Here is a 19,703-nt window from a genome sequence, read left to right as displayed (position 1 = left end):
GCATATGCGCCAAGGAATGGCCTGAACGCTCACAGACCGGACATGAATCGCATCGAAATCGGCATGGAACCGTTCAAGTTGAGTAAACACCCCCCACTCCGCGATCCGTGCAAGGAAGGCTCGTGGCCGACGGCGGGGACGGCTCGACGCGTGCGGGAGAAGGTGGAACGGTGCAGCCCGAGGGTTCGAACGGCACCAGTGACGGCGGGGGCGGCCTGGCGGTCCCCATGGCGTGGCTCTACTCGGAGTACATCGCCGACGAACTGCTGCGCACGGGCCGGCTGATCCCGGTCAGCACCCTGGAGTTCCGGGCCGGGCGCGACACGCTCGCGCTGACCATCTACCTCTCGGACGCGGCCGGCGAGCTCTCCGGGATCCGGGTCGTCTCCCAGCTCGACGAGTGGATGTCGCTGACGGCGTACGGGCACCCGTGGCGGGACTGGGTCCACACCCGCTTCCTGGCCCTGGGCGAGGAGGCCCGCGAGCTCGGCCGCGGCGAGGACCCGGACCTGGAACTGGCCCGCGCGGCCTGGCGCTGGCTGGACCACACGGAACTGTTCGCCACCAACCTCGACCCGGGCCGCCACGGCCACGCCGACACCCCGCCGGGCCTGGACGAGAACGCCCGGGTCTGGACCCCTGCCTGGCAACTGGGTCTCCCGTTGGGCCACTTGGCGATGCACCTGTTCTGACCCGCTTCTGACCCGCGGGACGCCCGGAGCCCGGGCGAGGGCCAGGGCCGGGTCCCCCGCCGGGGGCCCGCTACTCGGTCCGGCGCGGGCCGGGCGCCTCCGCCGGATCGGTGACCAGGCCGGTGAAATCGGCCTCGTTGCGCTCGGCCCGGACCACGTACGCGCGGGCGACGAGCCACATCACCGGGTACACGAGCACGCCGAGCACGACCCACACCAGCGGCCCCGAGGCCACGCGCGGGAGCAGGAACAGCAGCGGCAGCAGCCCGACCAGGGCCGCGAGCGCGGCCAGCGCGCAGAGCCCGGCGCGGAGCTGGCTGCGCATGAGGGCCCGGACGTACGTGGCGCCCAGGGTGGTCTGCTCGGAGATCTCGGACCGGGCCGGGGTGTGCGCGGGCGGCCGGCGGCGGGCACCGCGCGGCACCCCGGTGACGACCTCCCGCCGGGGCGTCTGCGCCTGCTGCTCCTCGGCCACGGGCCGCAGTCTACGTCGACCCCCGGCGGCTACTTGAGCAGTTTGGACAGCCGGCGGTCGGCGAGCGGCTTGCCACCGGTCTGGCAGGTGGGGCAGTACTGGAGCGAGGAGTCGGCGAAGGACACCGAACGGACGGTGTCCCCGCACACCGGGCACGGCTCGCCCGCCCGGCCGTGCACCCGCAGCCCGCTCTTCTTCTCGGCCTTGAGCCGGCCGGCGGCCACCCCGTGCGCCCGCTCGACCGCCGAGCGCAGGGTCTCCCGGACGGCCGCGTACAGGTGGTCCGCCTGCGCCTCGTCGAAGGACGCGGCCAGCTTGAAGGGCGACACCTTCGCGTGGTGGAGGATCTCGTCGCTGTACGCGTTCCCGATGCCCGCGATGACGCCCTGGTCGCGCAGCACGCCCTTGATCTGCCGCCGTTCACCCGCGAGCAGCGCGCCGAAGGCCGCCCGGTCGAAGCCTTCGGCGAGCGGGTCGGGGCCGAGGCGGGCGATCCCCGGGACCTCCAGGGGATCGTGGACCACGTACACGGCGAGCCCCTTGCGGGTCCCCGCCTCGGTCAGGTCGAAGCCGCCGCCGTCGCGCAGGACCAGGCGCAGCGCGAGCGGCCCCTTGCCGGGGCGCGGCGGCTGCGCCGGGACCTCGTCCATCCAGCGCAGCCAGCCGGCCCGGGCGAGGTGGGTGACGAGGTGGAGCTCGCCGATCCGCACCGCCAGGAACTTGCCCCGGCGGTCCGTGGCCCCGGCCCGCTGCCCCTCGAGGGCGCTCAGGGGCGGCTCGTACGTCTTGAGCACGCTGACGGCGAGCGGGAGGACGCGCTCGACCACCCGCCCGGCGAGGTGCTCGTCGAGGAACTCCCGCAGGGCCTCGACCTCGGGCAGCTCGGGCATGCCCCCAGCCTGCCGCGCCCCCGGGCGAAGCGCGAGCCGGGGACGGGTCCGCCGGAGCCGGTCCGGTCGCGGGGCCGGGGCGGGGGCCGCGGTCGCGGGGGCCGGTGAGCCGGTCCGGGGCGGTCACGCCATCACGAACTCGCACCACACGCATTTGCCGCTCCCCCGCGATTCCACGCCCCACACGTCCGCCAGCCGGTCCACCAGCATCAGGCCGCGTCCCGACACTCCGGACTCGCCCGCCTCCCGCCGCCTCGGCAGGGCGCTGGAGCGGTCCTCGACCTCCACCCGGAGCCGGCGCTCGGAGCCGGCCAGGACCCGCAGCGTCACGATCGCCGGGCCGTCCGTGTGCATCAGGGCGTTCACGATGAGCTCGTCGGCGACCAGTTCGATCTCGTCGGCCCGCTCCCGCGCCCCCCAGGCCCGGACCGCCGCGCCGATCATGTGGCGGGCGGACACCAGGGCCTCCGGATCCCCGGGGGCCACGTGCTGCTGGAGGCGGCCGCCGCCCTGCGGGGGGTCCTTCGCCTCGCGGCGCAGCAGGAGCAGCGCCATGTCGTCGTCGCCGCCCCGGTCGTCGACGACCTCGCAGAGCCGGTCCGCGAGCTGCGCGAGGTCCCCCGGTCCGGTGCGGATGAGGGAGGCGAGGAGCCGGATGCCGTCGTCGAGGTCGGCGCCGGGCTGTTCCACCAGGCCGTCCGTGCACAGCAGAAGCGTTTCCCCCGGACCCAGCTCCACCGTCGTCACCGGGTACTCCAGCCGCCCGAACTCGGCGGACAGCCCCAGCGGCATCCCGCCTTCCAGCGCCAGCTGCCTGCAGTCCCCGTCGCGGGTGCGCACCAGGGGGTCGATGTGGCCGGCCCGGACCAGTTGCAGCACCCCGGTCGAGAGGTCCGCCTCCGCGTAGGTGCAGGTCGCGAAGCGGTCGGTGTCCAGTTCGTGCAGGAAGACGGAGGCGCGCGCCATGACGGTGGCCGGCGAGTGCCCTTCGGCCGCGTAGGCGCGCAGGACGATCCGCAGCTGTCCCATGACCGCCGCCGCGTGCGTGTCGTGGCCCTGGACGTCGCCGATGACCGCGCCGACCCGGCCGCCGGGCAGCGGGATGACGTCGTACCAGTCCCCGCCGATGTCCTGGCCCATCCGGGCGGACCGGTACCGTACGGCGATCTCCGCGCCCGGCACCGAGGGGATCCGGCGGGGCAGCATCGCCTGTTGCAGCCCTTCCGCCAGATCGTGCTCCTGCTCCAGGAGCATCGCCCGCTGCAGGCTCTGCGCGATGCTGCTGCCGAGCGCGACGAGGAGGTTGCGCTCGTCCTGGGTGAAGCCGTCCTTGTCCTGGTAGAGCAGCCCGATCGCGCCGATCGGGCGTGCCTGGGCGATCAGCGGCAGGTAGGCGGCCGCCGAGATGCGCATGTACGAGATCTTCGCCCAGAGCCCGGGATAGCCGGCGGCGAACTCGGCCGCCGAGTCGAGGAAGCGCGGCTGGAGCGAGCGGACGACCTCGCTCATCGGGTACTGCTCGTCGATGCGGGTGTAGCGGGTGCCGGGGACGAAGCTGCCGGCCGGGCCCTCGGCGACGAGGTGGATCCGGCCGGCTTCGACCAGGCCCATCACCATGCCCATGGAGCCCAGCCGTTCCAGGCCGTGGGCATCGCCCAGCGCGTCGATGACGTCCTGGACGGTGCGGGCGTGCGCGAGCGCGGCGGTGGTGCTCTCGACCACGGAGGTCTGGCGGCGCCGCTCCTCGTCCAGTCCGAGGCGTTCGGCGGAGTGGCTGAGCTCCTCGGTGGCGTCCCGGACGATGCCGATGATCCTGAACGGGCGGCCGTCCGGGCCCCGCATGACCCGGCCCTGGGTGTGGGTCCAGCGCAGCCGGCCGTCGTGGCAGCGGATGCGGAAGTAGGCGCCGTAGCTGTCGACACCGCTCTTGAGGGCGGAGGAGACCAGCGCGTCGAGCCGGACGGCCTCGGCGGGCGGTACGCGCGGCGCGAGGGTCTCGGGCCGGCCGTCGTACTCCCCGGGAGTGGTGTCGAAGACGTCGAGGGCGGCCACGTCCATGTGCATGAGACCGGTGACCAGGTCCCAGTCGAAACTGCCCATGCGATTCAGCGCGAGCGACCGGTCCGGATGTGCGGGCCAATCGTCCGGCAGCGATACGGCGGTCGGCACCGGTCCACCATGACACACGGGCCGGTCAGGCGCTCTCCAGATACTGGCCGTCGTAGGGAGCCGAGGGCTGCTGGTCGGGGACGGAGTACGGGTCGCCGTAGGGGTCGCCGTACGGGTCCGCGTACGGGTCGGACGGGTCGGACGGGTCGGACGGCGTGTACTGGTCGTTGGGCTGCGGCGACGCCGCGTCCGGGCCCACCGGGGCGCCCGGGTCGGACGGGACGTCCGTGGGCAGGTCCGAGGGCAGGTCCGAGGCGGGCGGCGGGGCGGTGGGCTGTCCCTGGGGTGCGTCCAAGCCGCCGGGCCCAGCTCCGCAAGAGCTTCGAGGACAGCCTGGCCCCCGTGCCCGCCGGCAGCGCGGCCTGACCGTACGGATGGCGCTCCGGCGGCGGGCCCGTCGCCGGCGGCGCCATCCGTGCGCCGGCTCTCCCGGGCCGGGCCGGCCCGCGGCTTCCGCCCGGCTGGCCCCGGGAGGGTTCCCGACCGGGCGCCGCGCCGCGCCCTCCGCGCGCCACCGGGTCCGGGCGCGCGGACACGATCCGGCGCGCAGGATCGCGCTGGCCGCCTCGGCGCGGCTGCGGCGGGCCGGTGTGCCCGCGCGCGTGGCGCCCGTACTGCGGCTGCGGCGGGCGGTGGCCGACCAGGCGGGCCTGGGGGCGCCGGAGCGCCGGGAGAACCTCGCGGGGGCCATGGAGGCCGGGCCGGACGCCGTGCGGGTGACGGCCGGGGCGGCCCGGATCGTGCTCGTGGACGATCTCGTGACCACCGGGGCCACGCTGGCGGAGGCCGCGCGGGCGCTGCGCGCGGCCGGGGCCGGACCCGTGTGCGGGGCGGCCGTGGTGGCCGCCACGGCCGGTTCCTTCGGCCGTCCCGGCGCGCCCGGACGGGACCGGTCCGATCCGGGCGGATCCGGTCCGCAACGCGTACGGGGCAAAAAACTTGTGAATAGATTTGGAACTGGCGGGGAAGGCGCATCGTTGCAGGTAGTAAGAGGGAACAGCCACCTGAACGGAGGTACGTTCCGGTAGCGGGTGCCGACAACCGCCATAGAGGGATATGTTCGGTTGTAAGGAACTGGCGAGCCTTGGGCCCCACGCATCGGATCGCATGTTCCGAGCGTTCGTACGTTTCGGAATCTTCGTGTCAGAGGCTGTCTCTCGACTCCGAAGTCGGTGGGGTGTTGATCTTGCCGATGGGGGAGGAGGAGGTGAAAGTCGCCAAGTCCGAGGCTCCGGTGTTCACCGGAGTCTGGTGCGAAAGGGAGACGCTTCGCCCCTGGGCGTGGCTATCCGGGAACGGAGTTCTGCGTGGACATCGTCGTCAAGGGCCGTAAGACCGAGGTGCCCGACCGGTTCCGCAAGCACGTGGCCGAGAAGCTGAATCCGGAGCGGATCCAGAGGCTCGACGCCAAGGTGATCAGCTTGGACGTCGAGGTGTCCAAGGAGCACAACCCGCGCCAGGCCGACCGTTCCGACCGCGTGGAGATCACCCTGCGTTCGCGGGGCCCGGTGATCCGGGCCGAGGCCGCCGCCGCCGACCCGTACGCGGCGCTCGACCTCGCTCAGGACAAGCTGGAGGCCCGGCTGCGCAAGCAGCACGACAAGCGCCACACCCGGCGCGGCAGCGGACGGCTCTCGGCGGCCGAGGTCGCCGACGCGGTTCCGGACGCCGCGACCCTGAACGGCAACGGCGAGCCGGTCAACGGCGAGAAGACGGACGCGGTCCCGACCACCCGGATCGGATCGCTCGAAGTGCAGGGCGAAGGCCCGCTCATCGTCCGCGAGAAGACCCACTCGGCCGCACCCATGTCGCTCGACCAGGCCCTCTACGAGATGGAACTGGTCGGCCACGACTTCTACCTGTTCGTCGATTCCGACACCAAGATGCCGAGCGTCGTCTACCGGCGCCACGGCTACGACTACGGCGTGATTCACCTGAACCCGGACGCCTCCGGCTCGAACGAGCTCGACGGCGCGGGAGCGGGAGGCGCGCTCGGCGGCTGACGCCGCGCCCTACCGGATGTCCGTGCGGTGCCCCCGCGTTCGCTTCGGCGGGCGCGGGGGCACCCGTACGACGCGATGGCCGGTAACCGTCGGCCGGTATTCACCGACCCCCGAATCGTCGCGCGGGCATGGAATCATGTCGGGCAGTCAGCCGTCGGCCGCTCCCGTCGGATTGACCCAGCAGCTCAGCACATGCGGTGCAGGGGGAGGAACGATGGCGGACAGCTTCGGGCCGGTGCGCGAGGACGACGGTGCGGGCTGCCGTGAGGAAGGACGGGCCGCAGAGCCGATCCGGGTGCTCGTGGTCGACGACCACGCGCTGTTCCGGCGCGGACTGGAGATCGTCCTCGCGCAGGAGGAGGACATCCAGGTCGTCGGCGAGGCCGGGGACGGTGCGGAGGCCGTCGACAAGGCGGCGGACCTGCTGCCGGACATCGTGCTGATGGACGTGCGGATGCCCAGGCGCGGCGGGATCGAGGCGTGCACCTCGATCAAGGAGGTGGCGCCCTCCGCGAAGATCATCATGCTGACGATCAGCGACGAGGAGGCGGACCTCTACGACGCGATCAAGGCGGGTGCCACGGGGTACCTCCTGAAGGAGATCTCCACGGACGAGGTCGCCACGGCGATCCGGGCGGTGGCGGACGGGCAGTCGCAGATCAGCCCGTCGATGGCGTCGAAGCTCCTGACGGAGTTCAAGTCGATGATCCAGCGGACGGACGAGCGGCGGCTGGTGCCGGCGCCCAGGCTCACGGACCGGGAGCTGGAGGTCCTCAAGCTGGTGGCCACGGGGATGAACAACCGCGACATCGCCAAGGAGCTGTTCATCTCCGAGAACACCGTGAAGAACCACGTGCGCAACATCCTGGAGAAGCTGCAACTGCACTCCAGGATGGAGGCGGTGGTGTACGCGATGCGGGAGAAGATCCTCGAGATCCGCTAGGGCGGGTCCCGCACCGCACCGCACCGCACCGCGCCGCACCGCACCGCACCGCGCAGTGCTTCGGCCCGGGCCCCGCCCGTCAGAGGGCGGCCAGCTCCGAGGTCACCGCCGCCCATTCCGCGGGGGAGGCGGCCCGCTCGACGCGGACCGCGTCGCAGCCGACCCACTCCGCCGCCTCGCGCAGGGCCCGCGCCATCGCGCCCGCCGCCTTCGGGGTGGTCAGGGAGAGCTGGCGGGCCACCAGGGTCGTGCCCTCGCGGCCCGGGTCGACGCGGCCCTGGAGGTGCCCGCCGGCCAGCAGCGGCATCGCGAAGTACCCGTGGATCCGCCGGGGCTTGGGGACGTACGCCTCCAGGCGGTGCGTGAAGCCGAAGATCCGCTCGGTGCGCGGACGCTCCCAGACCAGGGAGTCGAAGGGGGAGAGCAGGGTGGTGCGGTGGCGGCCGCGCGGCGCGGTGGCCAGGGCCGCCGGGTCGGCCCAGGCGGGCTTCCCCCAGCCCTCCACCTCCACCGGGACCAGGCCCGAGTCGGCGATCACCGCATCGAACTGCGAGCCGGTCAGGCGGTGGTAGTCCGCGATGTCCGACCGGGTGCCCACGCCCAGGCTCCGGCCGGCCAGGTCCACCAGGCGGCGCACGCACTCGCGGTCGTCCAGGTCGTCGTGGAGCAGCTCGTCGGGGACCGCCCGTCCGGGCAGGTCGTAGACCCGCTTCCAGCCCCGCCGCTCGGTGCAGACGACCTCGCCGATGTCGAGCAGCCACTCCACCGCGATCTTCGTCTCGGACCATTCGAACCACTCGCCGCCGTTCTTGGCGCCGCCCAGCTCGGTGGAGGTGAGCGGCCCCTCGGCAGCCAGGCGGTCCAGGACGGTCTTCGTCGAGCGGTCCTTGTCCTCCAGGACGTGCCAGCGGTGGCCGCGGGCCTTGCGGGCCCGGCGGCGGAAGGCGAAGTGCGGCCACTCCTCGATGGGCAGGATGCAGGCCGCGTGCGACCAGTACTCGAAGGCGTGCTGGTCCGACCAGTACGCCGCCTCGACGCCGGCCCGGCCGACCGCGCCCAGGCGCGCGTACGGGATGAGCTCGTGGGAGCGGGCCAGTACGGAGATGGTGTCCAGCTGGACGGCGCCCAGGTGGCGCAGGATTCCGCGTACCCCGCCGCGGCGGTCGGGGGTTCCGATGAACCCCTGCGCGCGCAGCGCGATGCGGCGGGCATCGTCGGCGGACAGGGAGGCGGTCGGCCTGGGCCCGGGCGTGGCGGTCGTCATGACGGCACCCTAGACCGCCCCTCTGACAACGGGGCCGGGCGCGGACGCGAGGGCCGCCCGAGGACGCCGGGCCCGTTCGTCGGCGGGTGCGGGCAGGTACGGGAGACGGGAGGGGAGGCCGAGGTCCGAGGGGAGCATGGCGCCGATCCAGCAGTCCCGCAGGGTCCCGCGGTGCTCCATGGCCGCGCGCTGGACGCCCTCGATGGTGAAGCCGGCCTTCTCGGCGACCGTGCGGGAGGCGTCGTTGCCGACCCCGGCGCGCCAGACCATCCGTACGCAGCCGAGTTCGGTGAAGGCCCAGCGCACCACGGCGGGCAGGGCCTCGGTCATGTAGCCGCGGCCGCGGTGCCCGGGGACGGTCCAGTAGCCGACCTCGTGCGCGTGCGCGCCGTCCGGGACGACGCCCATGCAGGCGACGAGCGGGCCGTCGGCGCCGAGCCGGACCGCGATGTTGTACTCCGAGCCGTCCTGCCACCCGCCCGGGGACCGGGCCGTGAAGGCCTCGGCGTCCGAGCGCCCGTACGGGAGGGGCACGGGGATCCAGCGCTGGATGCCCAGGTCCTGGCACGCCGCGTACACCTCGTCGGTGTCGGAGGGGGCGAGGGGGCGCAGCACCAGGCGCTCGGTGGTCAAGTCGATCGGGTCCATGCGCGGATTCTGCTGCCCGCGAAGCCACGCGGCGAACAGATTTCGGGAAGAGGGGCCGCCGGTGGCGGCACCTTCGGCACCCTCCGCACGTTCTCATTCCGGGCACTCGTGCCCCGCGGATGGTACGGACCTCCCGACGCGACCGCGTCCTCGCTTACGATGGCCGTTGCGGTGGGGCCCACCCTCCGTGCCCGTGTACGAACCAGTGCCAGGCCCGACCGGCAAGGAGACAAACCTCGGTGTCCGTCTTCAACAAGCTCATGCGTGCAGGCGAAGGCAAGATCCTCAAAAAACTGCACCGCATCGCGGACCAGGTCAACTCCATCGAAGAGGACTTCGTCAACCTCTCCGACGCCGACTTGCGTGCGCTCACGGACGAGTACAAGCAGCGCTTCCAGGACGGCGAGACCCTGGACGACCTGCTTCCCGAGGCCTTCGCGACCGTCCGCGAGGCCGCCAAGCGCGTCCTCGGCCAGCGTCACTACGACGTCCAGATGATGGGTGGCGCGGCGCTGCACCTCGGCTACGTGGCCGAGATGAAGACCGGTGAGGGCAAGACCCTCGTCGGCACGCTCCCCGCGTACCTGAACGCGCTGTCCGGCAAGGGCGTCCACCTGATCACGGTGAACGACTACCTCGCCGAGCGCGACTCCGAGATGATGGGCCGGGTGCACAAGTTCCTCGGCCTCGAGGTCGGGTGCATCCTGGCGAACATGTCGCCGGCGCAGCGCCGTGAGCAGTACGCCGCCGACGTCACGTACGGCACGAACAACGAGTTCGGCTTCGACTACCTCCGCGACAACATGGCGTGGTCGCAGGACGAGCTCGTCCAGCGCGGCCACAACTTCGCCGTGGTCGACGAGGTCGACTCGATCCTCGTCGACGAGGCCCGTACCCCGCTGATCATCTCCGGCCCGGCCGACCAGGCCACCAAGTGGTACGCGGACTTCGCGAAGCTGGTCACCCGCCTGACCAAGGGCGAGCCCGGCCAGCCCCTCAAGGGCATCGAGGAGACCGGCGACTACGAGGTCGACGAGAAGAAGCGCACCGTCGCCATCCACGAGACCGGTGTCGCGAAGGTCGAGGACTGGCTCGGCATCGAGAACCTCTACGAGTCGGTGAACACCCCGCTCGTCGGCTACCTGAACAACGCCATCAAGGCGAAGGAACTGTTCAAGAACGACAAGGACTACGTCGTCATCGACGGCGAGGTCATGATCGTCGACGAGCACACCGGCCGCATCCTGGCCGGGCGCCGCTACAACGAGGGCATGCACCAGGCGATCGAGGCGAAGGAAGGGGTGGACATCAAGGACGAGAACCAGACCCTCGCCACGATCACCCTGCAGAACTTCTTCCGCCTCTACTCGAAGCTGTCGGGCATGACCGGTACGGCCATGACCGAGGCCGCCGAGTTCCACCAGATCTACAAGCTCGGTGTCGTCCCGATCCCGACCAACCGCGACATGGTCCGCATCGACCAGGCGGACCTGATCTACCGGACCGAGGTCGCGAAGTTCTCCGCCGTCGTCGACGACATCGCGGAGAAGCACGAGAAGGGCCAGCCGATCCTCGTCGGTACGGTGTCGGTCGAGAAGTCCGAGTACCTCTCCCAGCAGCTCTCCAAGCGCGGCATCCCGCACGAGGTGCTCAACGCCAAGCAGCACGACCGTGAGGCGACGATCGTCGCCCAGGCCGGCCGCCGGGGCGCCGTCACCGTTGCCACGAACATGGCCGGCCGCGGTACCGACATCAAGCTCGGCGGCAACCCGGACGACCTCGCCGAGGCCGAGCTGCGCCAGCGCGGTCTGGACCCGGAGGAGCACATCGAGGAGTGGGCGCACGCCCTTCCCGAGGCGCTCACGCGGGCCGAGGCCGCCGTGAAGGCGGAGTTCGAGGAGGTCAAGGAGCTCGGCGGGCTGTACGTGCTGGGCACCGAGCGCCACGAGTCGCGCCGCATCGACAACCAGCTGCGCGGCCGCTCGGGCCGACAGGGCGACCCGGGCGAGTCCCGCTTCTACCTGTCGCTGGGCGACGACCTGATGCGCCTGTTCAAGGCGCAGATGGTCGAGCGCGTCATGTCGATGGCGAACGTGCCGGACGACGTGCCGATCGAGAACAAGATGGTCACGCGGGCCATCGCCTCGGCCCAGTCGCAGGTCGAGACGCAGAACTTCGAGACGCGCAAGAACGTCCTGAAGTACGACGAGGTCCTGAACAACCAGCGCACGGTCATCTACGCCGAGCGCCGCCGGGTCCTGGAGGGCGAAGACCTCCAGGAGCAGATCCGGCACATGATGGACGACACGATCGACGCGTACATCACGGCCGAGACGGTCGAGGGGTTCGCGGAGGAGTGGGACCTGGACCGGCTGTGGAACGCCTTCGGGCAGCTCTACCCGATCAAGGTCACGGTGGAGGAGCTCGAGGACGCGGCGGGCGACCGCGCGGGCATCACCGCCGAGTTCATCGCGGAGTCCGTCAAGGACGACATCCACGAGCAGTACGAGGCGCGCGAGGCGACGCTCGGCTCCGACATCATGCGCGAGCTGGAGCGGCGCGTGGTGCTGTCGGTGCTGGACCGCAAGTGGCGTGAGCACCTGTACGAGATGGACTACCTGCAGGAGGGCATCGGCCTGCGGGCGATGGCCCAGAAGGACCCGCTGGTCGAGTACCAGCGCGAGGGCTTCGACATGTTCAACGCCATGCAGGAAGGCATCAAGGAGGAGTCCGTCGGCTACCTGTTCAACCTGGAGGTCCAGGTCGAGCAGCAGGTCGAGGAGGTCCCGGTGCAGGACGCGGGTCCGTCGCTGAGCAAGCCGGAGATCCGCGCGAAGGGCCTGGACGCTCCGCAGCGTCCGGACCGGCTGCACTTCTCCGCGCCGACGGTCGACGGTGAGGGCGGCGTCGTCGAGGGCGACTTCGCATCGGAGTCCGGCGAGGACTCCGGGATGACCCGGGCGGAGCGCCGCAAGGCCGCCAAGGCTTCGGGCGGCCGCCGCCGCAAGAAGTAGCGGGCACGGCTCGTACCCTCCCCGCCGGGGCCGGACACCACGTCGTACGTGGGGTCCGGCCCCGGCGTCGTGGGGGGTGCGGGCGCTCCGGGCGCCGCGCGCGGTCACGGCCGCATGCCCTGGAGTTCGACGGCCGCGCAGCGCCAGCGCAGGTCGGTGCCCTGTTCCAGGCGGAAGGCCAGCGCCGTCAGTCGGTCGCCCGTGGCGATGCGGGCGAAGGCCTCGATGACCCCCGGGCCGGGGGTGAAGCGGCCGCACCGGTGGACCACGGGGGTGAGCCGGTCGCACAGGGGGTCCGCGGGGGCCAGGGCGATCAGCTGGTCGTAGGCGGGGCCGACGGTGTGGCCCATCAGGGAGTGGACCGGCCGGCGGCCGCTGAGCACCGCGAGGAGCCGGTCGGCGAACCAGTGGTGCGGGCCGCGGTGGACGGCGGCCCCCGGGCGGCGCTGGTCGTGGCGGCCGGGGGGCCGGGCGGTGTTCCCGGCCCTGGCGGTCCTGGCGGCCCTGGTGGTCTTGGCGGTTTTGGTGGTCCTTGTGGGCATGGTCGTCCTTGTGGTCATGGCGGTCGTCCCCTTGGAAGTCGGGGCCCGGATCGGGTACCGGGCGGTAACTTTTCAGGGCACTTCTACGGGTCCGCGAACACGCTCCGCAACGGCCCCGCGCGGCCGCCGCGGCCGGGGCGGCCTTCACCTATCCGGGTCGGGAGCCCGGGCCCCCGGGCCCCCGACCCGGTGCCGCGCGGACCGGGGTGGACGCCCGCCGGCCGCACCCCGGCACCCCGAAGGGGGACGGGACCCGTCACGGACGGAGTCCGGACCCCGGCGCGGAACGGTCGTATCCTGAGGGCGTTTCCGACTACCGAAAGCAGCCGGCCATGCGCGTGTACGTCCCCCTGACCCTCCCCGGGCTCGCCGCGGCGCACGAGGCGGGTGAGCTGGGTCCGGCTCCGCTGCGGGCCTACGCCGTGACGCCGGAGCTGCGCGAGTGGTTCGTGTCGGACGACATCGAGGAACTGGAGTACGCCGCCCTGGGCCGGGCCGCGGCCGCCTCGCTGCGCCTGATCGCCGAGGACTCCGGCGCGCCCCGCAAGCGGGTCGTCGTCGCCGTCGACGTGGACGACGAGGCCGCCACCGCCGTCCCCGGGGACGAGGAGGCCGCGCTCGGCCGGGTGGCCCTCGCCGGGGCCGTACGGCTCGCCGTGGCCGCCGCCGTGCACGTGGACGCGCAGGACGCCGTGGAGGACGTGACGGCCGCCGCGCTGGCCGTCCCGGCCGCGGACCTGGGGGACGAGGCCGCGGGGTCCGCCGTCGACGGAGCCGAGGACCACGAGCTGCTCTGGTTCGGGGTGCAGGAGATTCCGGGGCTGCTGAAATGAGCCGGGAGAGCCCTCGGAGCCCCGCGTCCGCCCCGCAGGCCCCCGTGTCCCCGGCCGGATCCGCCTCCTCGCACATCGTCTGGGACTGGAACGGCACGCTGCTCCACGACATCGACGCCGTCATCGACGCGACCAACGCCTCCTTCGCCGAGCTGGGCTTCGCGCCGATCACCCTGGAGCGGTACCGCGAGCTGTACGTCGTACCGGTGCCGAAGTTCTACGAACGCCTCATGGGCCGGCTCCCCACGGAGGCCGAGTGGCTGGTCATGGACGAGACCTTCCACCGCCACTACTGGGCCGCCGCCGGGACCGCCGGGCTCGCCGAAGGCGCCCGGGAGCTGCTCCGGGACTGGCAGGCGGACGGGCTCACCCAGTCCCTGCTGTCCCTCGCGCCCCACGACAAGCTCGTCCCGCTCGTCCGGGCGCACGGCATCGACCTGCACTTCCTGCGCGTCGACGGGCGCATCGGCCCCTCCCACACCAGCAAGGCGGGACACCTCGTACGCCACCTGGAGGCCCTGGAGGGGACGGGGGTGACGGCCGTGCGTACGGTACTCATCGGAGACGCCGTGGACGACGCGCTGGCCGCGGCGCACGTGGGAGCGCGGGCCGTCCTCTACACGGGCGGTTCGCACAGCCGCAGCAGTCTGGAATCGGCCGGTGTCCCCGTGGTCGACAGCCTGGCGGAGGCCGTACGCACTGCTCGCGAACTGGCCGGATAGCGACCGGATCGTGACCGGGCACGCCGTCCCGGGCGCGTCGCTGTCCAGAGTGTCAAACTTCCCCCCCTGGATTTGTACACATACAGCTCATGACGAGTCGGGGGTGGAGCGAGATAGCCTGGTACCCGTGATCAGCGCGATAGTCCTCGGAGGCACTGAAGCCTCCGGCAAGCGCCCGGCGCACGACCGTGCCCGGGCCATCGCTGATCCCCGTCGCCGGGACCTCTTGCCGATCATGGCCGATTCCCTCCCAGGCGATTCTCTCGACGGCATAGCGTCGATCCCGACCGGACATCCCGCCTCGCGGTGCTGTGCCATTCCTTCCTTCACCTACGTCACGCAATGGCGCGCGACAGGAGCCAGAGGACATGCAGACCAAGCTGGACGAAGCAAAGGCCGAGCTGCTTTCGCGGGCGGCCCGGGTAGCCGAGAACAGCCCGGCCGGGGGGCTACTTCCGACTGGGTCCGAGCCAGGGGAGCGTGCTGACCGTCCAGACCGGGACGCGATGCTCTCCTACCTCCAGCGCTACTACCTGCACACCGCCCCCGAGGACCTCTTGGACCGGGATCCGGTCGACGTGTTCGGGGCAGCGCTCTCCCACTACCGGATCGCGGAGAAGCGCCCGCAGGGCACCGCGAACGTCCGCGTGCACACCCCCACGGTGGAGGAGAACGGCTGGACCTCCAGCCACTCCGTCGTCGAGGTGGTCACGGACGACATGCCGTTCCTGGTCGACAGCGTCACCAACGAGCTGTCCCGCCAGGGCCGCGGCATCCACGTCGTGATCCACCCGCAGGTCGTCGTCCGCCGCGACGTCACCGGCAAGCTGATCGAGATCCTCGGCCCCGACTGCGACGCGCACGGCCCCCGCACCGCGCGCCCCCACGACTCCCTCGTCGAGTCCTGGATCCACGTCGAGATCGACCGCGAGACCGACAAGGCCGACCTCAAGCAGATCAACGCCGACCTGCTGCGCGTCCTGTCCGACGTCCGCGAGTCCGTCGAGGACTGGGAGAAGATGCGCGACGCCGCGCTGCGCATCGCCGAGGGCCTGCCCGCCGAGCCCACCGCGCCCGACCTGCGCGAGTACGAGCTCGAAGAGGCCCGCGAGCTGCTGCGCTGGCTCGCCGACGACCACTTCACCTTCCTCGGCTACCGCGAGTACAACCTCGTCGACGGCGACTCCCTGTCCGCCGTGCCCGGCACCGGCCTCGGCATCCTGCGCTCCGACCCGCACCACAGCGGCAAGGACGACGGCCACCCCGTCTCGCCGTCCTTCAACCGGCTGCCGGCCGACGCCCGCGCCAAGGCCCGCGAGCACCGCCTGCTGGTGCTGACCAAGGCCAACAGCCGCTCCACCGTGCACCGCCCCTCGTACCTCGACTACGTGGGCGTGAAGAAGTTCGACGCCGAGGGCAACGTCGTCGGCGAGCGCCGCTTCCTCGGACTGTTCTCCTCCGCCGCGTACACCGAGTCGGTGCGCCGCGTCCCCGTCATCCGCCGCAAGGTCGCCGAGGTCCTCGAAGGCGCCGGCTTCGCGGCGTCCAGCCACGACGGCCGCGACCTGCTGCAGATCCTGGAGACCTACCCGCGCGACGAGCTGTTCCAGACCCCGGTCGACCAGCTCCAGGCCATCGCCACTTCCGTGCTCTACCTCCAGGAGCGCCGCCGGCTGCGGCTGTACCTGCGCCAGGACGAGTACGGGCGCTACTACTCCGCGCTCGTCTACCTGCCGCGCGACCGCTACACCACCGGCGTGCGGCTGCGCCTGATCGCGATCCTGCAGGAGGAGCTCGACGGCATCAGCGTCGACTTCACCGCCTGGAACACCGAGTCGATCCTCTCCCGCATCCACTTCGTCGTCCGCGTCCCGCAGGGCACCGAGCTGCCCGTGCTGACCGACGCCGACGTGGAGCGGATCGAGGGCCGGCTGGTCGAGGCCGCCCGCTCCTGGGCCGACGGCTTCGGCGAGGCGCTCGTCGCCGAGCTGGGCGAGGAGCGCGCCGCCGAGCTGCTGCGCAAGTACGGGAACTCCTTCCCCGAGGGCTACAAGGCCGACCACTCGCCGCGCGCGGCCGTGGCCGACCTGTGCCACCTCGAGCGGCTGTCCGCGAGCGACCGCGCGTTCGCGCTGTCGCTGTACGAGCCGGTCGGCGCGGGCCCCGGCGAACGCCGGTTCAAGATCTACCGCACCGGCGAGCAGGTCTCGCTCTCCGCGGTGCTGCCGGTCCTGCAGCGCCTGGGCGTGGAGGTCACCGACGAGCGGCCCTACGAGCTGCGCTGCAGCGACCGCAGCAACGCGTGGATCTACGACTTCGGCCTGCGGATGCCGCTCCCGACGGGCAACGGGGACGGCGCCGCGGCGTCCAACTACCTCGGCGACGACGCCCGCGAGCGGTTCCAGGACGCCTTCTCGGCGGTCTGGCAGGGCGACGCCGAGAACGACAACTTCAACACCCTGGTGCTGGGCGCCGGGCTGACCTGGCGCCAGGCCGTGGTGCTGCGCGCGTACGCCAAGTACCTGCGCCAGGCCGGTGCCACCTTCAGCCAGGACTACATGGAGGACACCCTCCGCAACAACGTCCACACCACCCGGCTGCTGATCTCGCTCTTCGAGGCCCGCATGTCGCCCGGCCGCCAGTCCGCGGGCAGCGAGCTCGTCGACGCGATGCTGGAAGAGCTGGACGGGGCCCTGGACCAGGTCGCCTCGCTGGACGAGGACCGGATCCTGCGGTCCTTCCTCACCCTCATCAAGGCCACCCTGCGCACGAACTTCTTCCAGCTGAACAGCGCGGGCGAGCAGCACTCGTACGTGTCGATGAAGTTCGACCCGCAGGCCATCCCGGAGCTGCCGGCCCCGCGCCCGGCCTTCGAGATCTGGGTGTACTCCCCGCGCGTCGAGGGCGTCCACCTGCGCTTCGGCAAGGTCGCCCGAGGCGGCCTGCGCTGGTCCGACCGGCGCGAGGACTTCCGTACGGAGATCCTCGGCCTGGTCAAGGCGCAGATGGTCAAGAACACCGTCATCGTGCCGGTCGGCGCCAAGGGCGGCTTCGTCGCCAAGAACCTGCCGGACCCCTCGGTGGACCGCGACGCCTGGCTCACCGAGGGCATCGCCTCGTACAAGATCTTCATCTCGGCGCTCCTCGACATCACCGACAACATGGTCGGCGGCGAGGTCGTGCACCCCAAGGCCGTGGTCCGCCACGACGAGGACGACACCTACCTCGTCGTCGCCGCCGACAAGGGCACCGCGACCTTCTCCGACATCGCCAACGGGGTCGCGGAGTCCTACGGCTTCTGGCTGGGCGACGCCTTCGCCTCCGGCGGCAGCGCCGGCTACGACCACAAGGGCATGGGCATCACCGCCCGCGGCGCCTGGGAGTCCGTCAAGCGGCACTTCCGCGAGCTGGGACACGACACCCAGACGCAGGACTTCACGGTCGTCGGCGTCGGCGACATGTCCGGCGACGTCTTCGGCAACGGCATGCTGCTCTCCGAGCACATCCGCCTGGTCGCCGCCTTCGACCACCGGCACATCTTCATCGACCCGAACCCGGACGCGGCCACCTCCTACGCCGAGCGCCGGCGCCTGTTCGACCTGCCGCGCTCCTCGTGGGCGGACTACGACACCTCGCTGCTGTCGCAGGGCGGCGGGATCCACCCGCGCAGCGCGAAGGCCATCCCGGTCAACGCGCAGGTCCGCGCGGCCCTCGGCATCGAGGCGGGCGTCACGAAGATGACCCCGGCCGACCTGATGAAGGCGATCCTGCAGTCCCCGGTGGACCTGCTGTGGAACGGCGGCATCGGTACGTACGTCAAGGCGACGGCCGAGACGCACGCGGACGTCGGCGACAAGGCCAACGACGCCATCCGCGTCAACGGCTCCGACGCGCGGGCCAAGGTCATCGGCGAGGGCGGCAACCTGGGTCTGACCCAGCTCGGCCGCATCGAGTTCGCGCGCAGCGGCGCGGGCGGCGAGGGCGGCAAGATCAACACCGACGCCATCGACAACAGCGCCGGCGTGGACACCTCCGACCACGAGGTGAACATCAAGATCCTGCTGAACTCGGTGGTCGCCGACGGGGACCTGACCGTCAAGCAGCGCAACAAGTTCCTCGCCCAGATGACCGACGAGGTCGGCCGGCTGGTGCTGCGCAACAACTACGCGCAGAACGTGGCGCTGTCCAACGGCGCGGCCCAGGCGCCCAGCCTGCTCCACGCCCAGCAGCGCTTCATGCGCCGCCTGGGCCGGGACGGCCTGCTGGACCGGGCGCTGGAGTTCCTGCCCAACGACCGGCAGATCCGCGAACTGCTGAACAACGGCAAGGGCCTGACCCAGCCGGAGCTGGCCGTCCTGTTCGCCTACACCAAGATCACGGTGGCGGACGAGCTCATCCACACCGGGCTGCCGGACGACCCGTACATGGCCCGCCTGCTGCACGCCTACTTCCCGGGCGCGCTGCGCGCGAAGTTCCCGGAGCAGGTCGACGGGCACGCGCTGCGCCGCGAGATCATCACCACGGTGCTGGTCAACGACACGGTCAACAGCGGCGGCTCGACCTTCCTGCACCGGCTGCGGGAGGAGACCGGGGCCTCCCTGGAGGAGATCGTCCGGGCGCAGCTCGCCGCCCGCGAGATCTTCGGACTGGCCGACGTGTGGGACGCCGTCGAGGCGCTCGACAACGAGGTCGCCGCCAACGTCCAGACCCGGGTGCGGCTGCACTCGCGGCGCCTGGTCGAGCGCGGTACGCGCTGGCTGCTGAACAACCGGCCGCAGCCGCTCCAGATCACCGAGACCATCGAGCTCTTCGCCGAGCGGGTGGCGCGGGTCTGGTCGGACGTGCCGAAGCTCGTTCGCGGCGCGGACCTGGAGTGGTACGAGGCGGTCATGGCCGAGCTGATCGGCGAGGGCGTGCCGGAGGAGCTGGCGGCCAAGGTGGCCGGGTTCTCCTCGGCCTTCCCGACGCTGGACATCGTCGCGATCGCGGACCGCACGGGCGTCGAGCCGCTGGCGGTGGCCGAGGTGTACTACGACCTCGCGGACCGGCTGGAGATCACGAAGCTGATGGACCGGATCATCGAGCTGCCGCGGGCCGACCGCTGGCAGTCGATGGCCCGCGCGTCCATCCGCGAGGACCTGTTCTCGGCGCACGCGGCGCTGACCGCCGACGTGCTGACGGTCGGCAACGGCACGTCGACTCCCGAGGAGCGCTTCAAGGCGTGGGAGGAGAAGAACACGGCGATCATCGGGCGGGCGCGGACGACGCTGGACGAGATCCAGGGGTCGGACGACTTCGACCTGGCGAACCTGTCGGTCGCGATGCGGACGATGCGGTCGCTGCTGCGGGCGCACGTGTAGCCCTGCGGGCCGCTGTACGAGTACGGGCCGGGCCCGGGACCCCTGAGGGTTCCCGGGCCCGGCCCGTTCGGCGTCCCGTCGTGGGCGGGTGCGGCGCCGTTGCCGGGCGCGCTGCCCCCGGACCCCCGCGCCTCAAACGCCGGCGGGG

At 71.9% G+C, this 19,703-nt stretch carries 14 protein-coding genes and 1 pseudogene; 8 read left to right on the top strand and 7 right to left on the bottom strand.

What is annotated here, in order from left to right; translation table 11 throughout:
- Positions 1–227 precede the first annotated feature (227 nt).
- Positions 228–692 (top strand): hypothetical protein, encoded by a 465-nt coding sequence (locus DRB89_RS27670; protein ID WP_162689004.1) that lies wholly within the window; start codon positions 228–230, stop codon positions 690–692.
- A 70-nt stretch (positions 693–762) separates the two neighbouring features.
- Here the strand turns inward: DRB89_RS27670 and DRB89_RS27665 are convergent, their stop codons facing one another.
- The 4 genes from DRB89_RS27665 to DRB89_RS27650 form a co-directional block, all read right to left on the bottom strand.
- Positions 763–1,167, bottom strand: coding sequence for a hypothetical protein (locus DRB89_RS27665; protein WP_204357850.1), 405 nt, complete (start codon positions 1,165–1,167; stop codon positions 763–765).
- A gap of 29 nt (positions 1,168–1,196) precedes the next feature.
- On the bottom strand, positions 1,197–2,057 hold the full coding sequence (locus tag DRB89_RS27660; RefSeq protein WP_112451379.1) for a DNA-formamidopyrimidine glycosylase family protein: 861 nt from the start codon (positions 2,055–2,057) through the stop codon (positions 1,197–1,199).
- Positions 2,058–2,180: 123 nt separating this feature from the next.
- Complete coding sequence (locus tag DRB89_RS27655; protein WP_239516359.1) at positions 2,181–4,157, bottom strand: SpoIIE family protein phosphatase; 1,977 nt, start codon at positions 4,155–4,157, stop codon at positions 2,181–2,183.
- Between the two features lie 94 nt (positions 4,158–4,251).
- Positions 4,252–4,521 carry a hypothetical protein gene (locus tag DRB89_RS27650; protein WP_112463457.1) on the bottom strand — a complete coding sequence of 90 codons (270 nt, stop codon included), beginning with the start codon at positions 4,519–4,521 and terminating at the stop codon, positions 4,252–4,254.
- A gap of 205 nt (positions 4,522–4,726) precedes the next feature.
- On the opposite strand from DRB89_RS27650, the pseudogene DRB89_RS27645 reads away from it, so the two are divergent.
- The 3 genes and pseudogenes from DRB89_RS27645 to DRB89_RS27630 all read left to right on the top strand — a co-directional run.
- Positions 4,727–5,254 (top strand): annotated as a pseudogene (locus DRB89_RS27645) (ComF family protein); the annotation flags it as partial.
- Between the two features lie 279 nt (positions 5,255–5,533).
- Complete coding sequence (gene raiA, locus DRB89_RS27635) at positions 5,534–6,229, top strand: ribosome-associated translation inhibitor RaiA (protein WP_112450019.1); 696 nt, start codon at positions 5,534–5,536, stop codon at positions 6,227–6,229.
- A gap of 214 nt (positions 6,230–6,443) precedes the next feature.
- Positions 6,444–7,172, top strand: coding sequence for a response regulator transcription factor (locus DRB89_RS27630; RefSeq protein ID WP_112450018.1), 729 nt, complete (start codon positions 6,444–6,446; stop codon positions 7,170–7,172).
- A gap of 79 nt (positions 7,173–7,251) precedes the next feature.
- On the opposite strand, the gene DRB89_RS27625 is transcribed toward DRB89_RS27630, so the two are convergent.
- Positions 7,252–8,436 carry a crosslink repair DNA glycosylase YcaQ family protein gene (locus tag DRB89_RS27625; protein ID WP_112450017.1) on the bottom strand — a complete coding sequence of 395 codons (1,185 nt, stop codon included), beginning with the start codon at positions 8,434–8,436 and terminating at the stop codon, positions 7,252–7,254.
- Positions 8,437–8,445: 9 nt separating this feature from the next.
- Positions 8,446–9,084 (bottom strand): GNAT family protein, encoded by a 639-nt coding sequence (locus DRB89_RS27620; protein WP_112450016.1) that lies wholly within the window; start codon positions 9,082–9,084, stop codon positions 8,446–8,448.
- A gap of 239 nt (positions 9,085–9,323) precedes the next feature.
- Between DRB89_RS27620 and secA the strand changes: the two genes are divergently transcribed.
- On the top strand, positions 9,324–12,098 hold the full coding sequence (gene secA / locus DRB89_RS27615) for a preprotein translocase subunit SecA (RefSeq protein ID WP_112450015.1): 2,775 nt from the start codon (positions 9,324–9,326) through the stop codon (positions 12,096–12,098).
- Positions 12,099–12,202: 104 nt separating this feature from the next.
- Here secA and DRB89_RS27610 read toward each other — a convergent pair whose 3' ends face one another.
- Complete coding sequence (locus DRB89_RS27610) at positions 12,203–12,640, bottom strand: Rv3235 family protein (RefSeq protein WP_112450014.1); 438 nt, start codon at positions 12,638–12,640, stop codon at positions 12,203–12,205.
- Between the two features lie 332 nt (positions 12,641–12,972).
- On the opposite strand from DRB89_RS27610, the gene DRB89_RS27605 reads away from it, so the two are divergent.
- The 3 genes from DRB89_RS27605 (at position 12,973) to DRB89_RS27595 (ending at position 19,555) form a co-directional block, all read left to right on the top strand.
- A complete protein-coding gene (locus DRB89_RS27605; protein WP_112450013.1) occupies positions 12,973–13,473 on the top strand; it encodes a hypothetical protein in 501 nt (166 codons plus the stop codon).
- Positions 13,470–14,195: an HAD family hydrolase gene (locus DRB89_RS27600; protein WP_112450012.1), complete on the top strand. Its 726-nt coding sequence runs from the start codon at positions 13,470–13,472 to the stop codon at positions 14,193–14,195. Before DRB89_RS27605 ends, DRB89_RS27600 begins: the two co-directional genes overlap by 4 nt.
- A gap of 368 nt (positions 14,196–14,563) precedes the next feature.
- Positions 14,564–19,555 (top strand): NAD-glutamate dehydrogenase, encoded by a 4,992-nt coding sequence (locus tag DRB89_RS27595; RefSeq protein WP_112450011.1) that lies wholly within the window; start codon positions 14,564–14,566, stop codon positions 19,553–19,555.
- The last annotated feature ends 148 nt before the right edge of the window (positions 19,556–19,703 follow it).

The organism is Streptomyces sp. ICC4 (genome assembly GCF_003287915.1).
GTDB lineage: Bacteria > Actinomycetota > Actinomycetes > Streptomycetales > Streptomycetaceae > Streptomyces > Streptomyces tritrimontium.
This window is presented reverse-complemented; position numbering and strand designations above follow the sequence as displayed.

What these genes read in the sequence shown, in the direction of transcription:
- DRB89_RS27660 (WP_112451379.1), bottom strand. Translation starts at nt 2,057, where the DNA reads ATGCCCGAGCTGCCCGAGGTCGAGGCCCTGCGGGAGTTCCTCGACGAG.
- DRB89_RS27655 (WP_239516359.1), bottom strand. Translation starts at nt 4,157, where the DNA reads ATGGGCAGTTTCGACTGGGACCTGGTCACCGGTCTCATGCACATGGAC.
- DRB89_RS27620 (WP_112450016.1), bottom strand. Translation starts at nt 9,084, where the DNA reads ATGGACCCGATCGACTTGACCACCGAGCGCCTGGTGCTGCGCCCCCTC.
- DRB89_RS27625 (WP_112450017.1), bottom strand. Translation starts at nt 8,436, where the DNA reads ATGACGACCGCCACGCCCGGGCCCAGGCCGACCGCCTCCCTGTCCGCC.
- DRB89_RS27670 (WP_162689004.1), top strand. Translation starts at nt 228, where the DNA reads ATGGCGTGGCTCTACTCGGAGTACATCGCCGACGAACTGCTGCGCACG.
- DRB89_RS27600 (WP_112450012.1), top strand. Translation starts at nt 13,470, where the DNA reads ATGAGCCGGGAGAGCCCTCGGAGCCCCGCGTCCGCCCCGCAGGCCCCC.
- DRB89_RS27595 (WP_112450011.1), top strand. Translation starts at nt 14,564, where the DNA reads ATGCAGACCAAGCTGGACGAAGCAAAGGCCGAGCTGCTTTCGCGGGCG.
- DRB89_RS27630 (WP_112450018.1), top strand. Translation starts at nt 6,444, where the DNA reads ATGGCGGACAGCTTCGGGCCGGTGCGCGAGGACGACGGTGCGGGCTGC.
- DRB89_RS27605 (WP_112450013.1), top strand. Translation starts at nt 12,973, where the DNA reads ATGCGCGTGTACGTCCCCCTGACCCTCCCCGGGCTCGCCGCGGCGCAC.
- DRB89_RS27610 (WP_112450014.1), bottom strand. Translation starts at nt 12,640, where the DNA reads ATGCCCACAAGGACCACCAAAACCGCCAAGACCACCAGGGCCGCCAGG.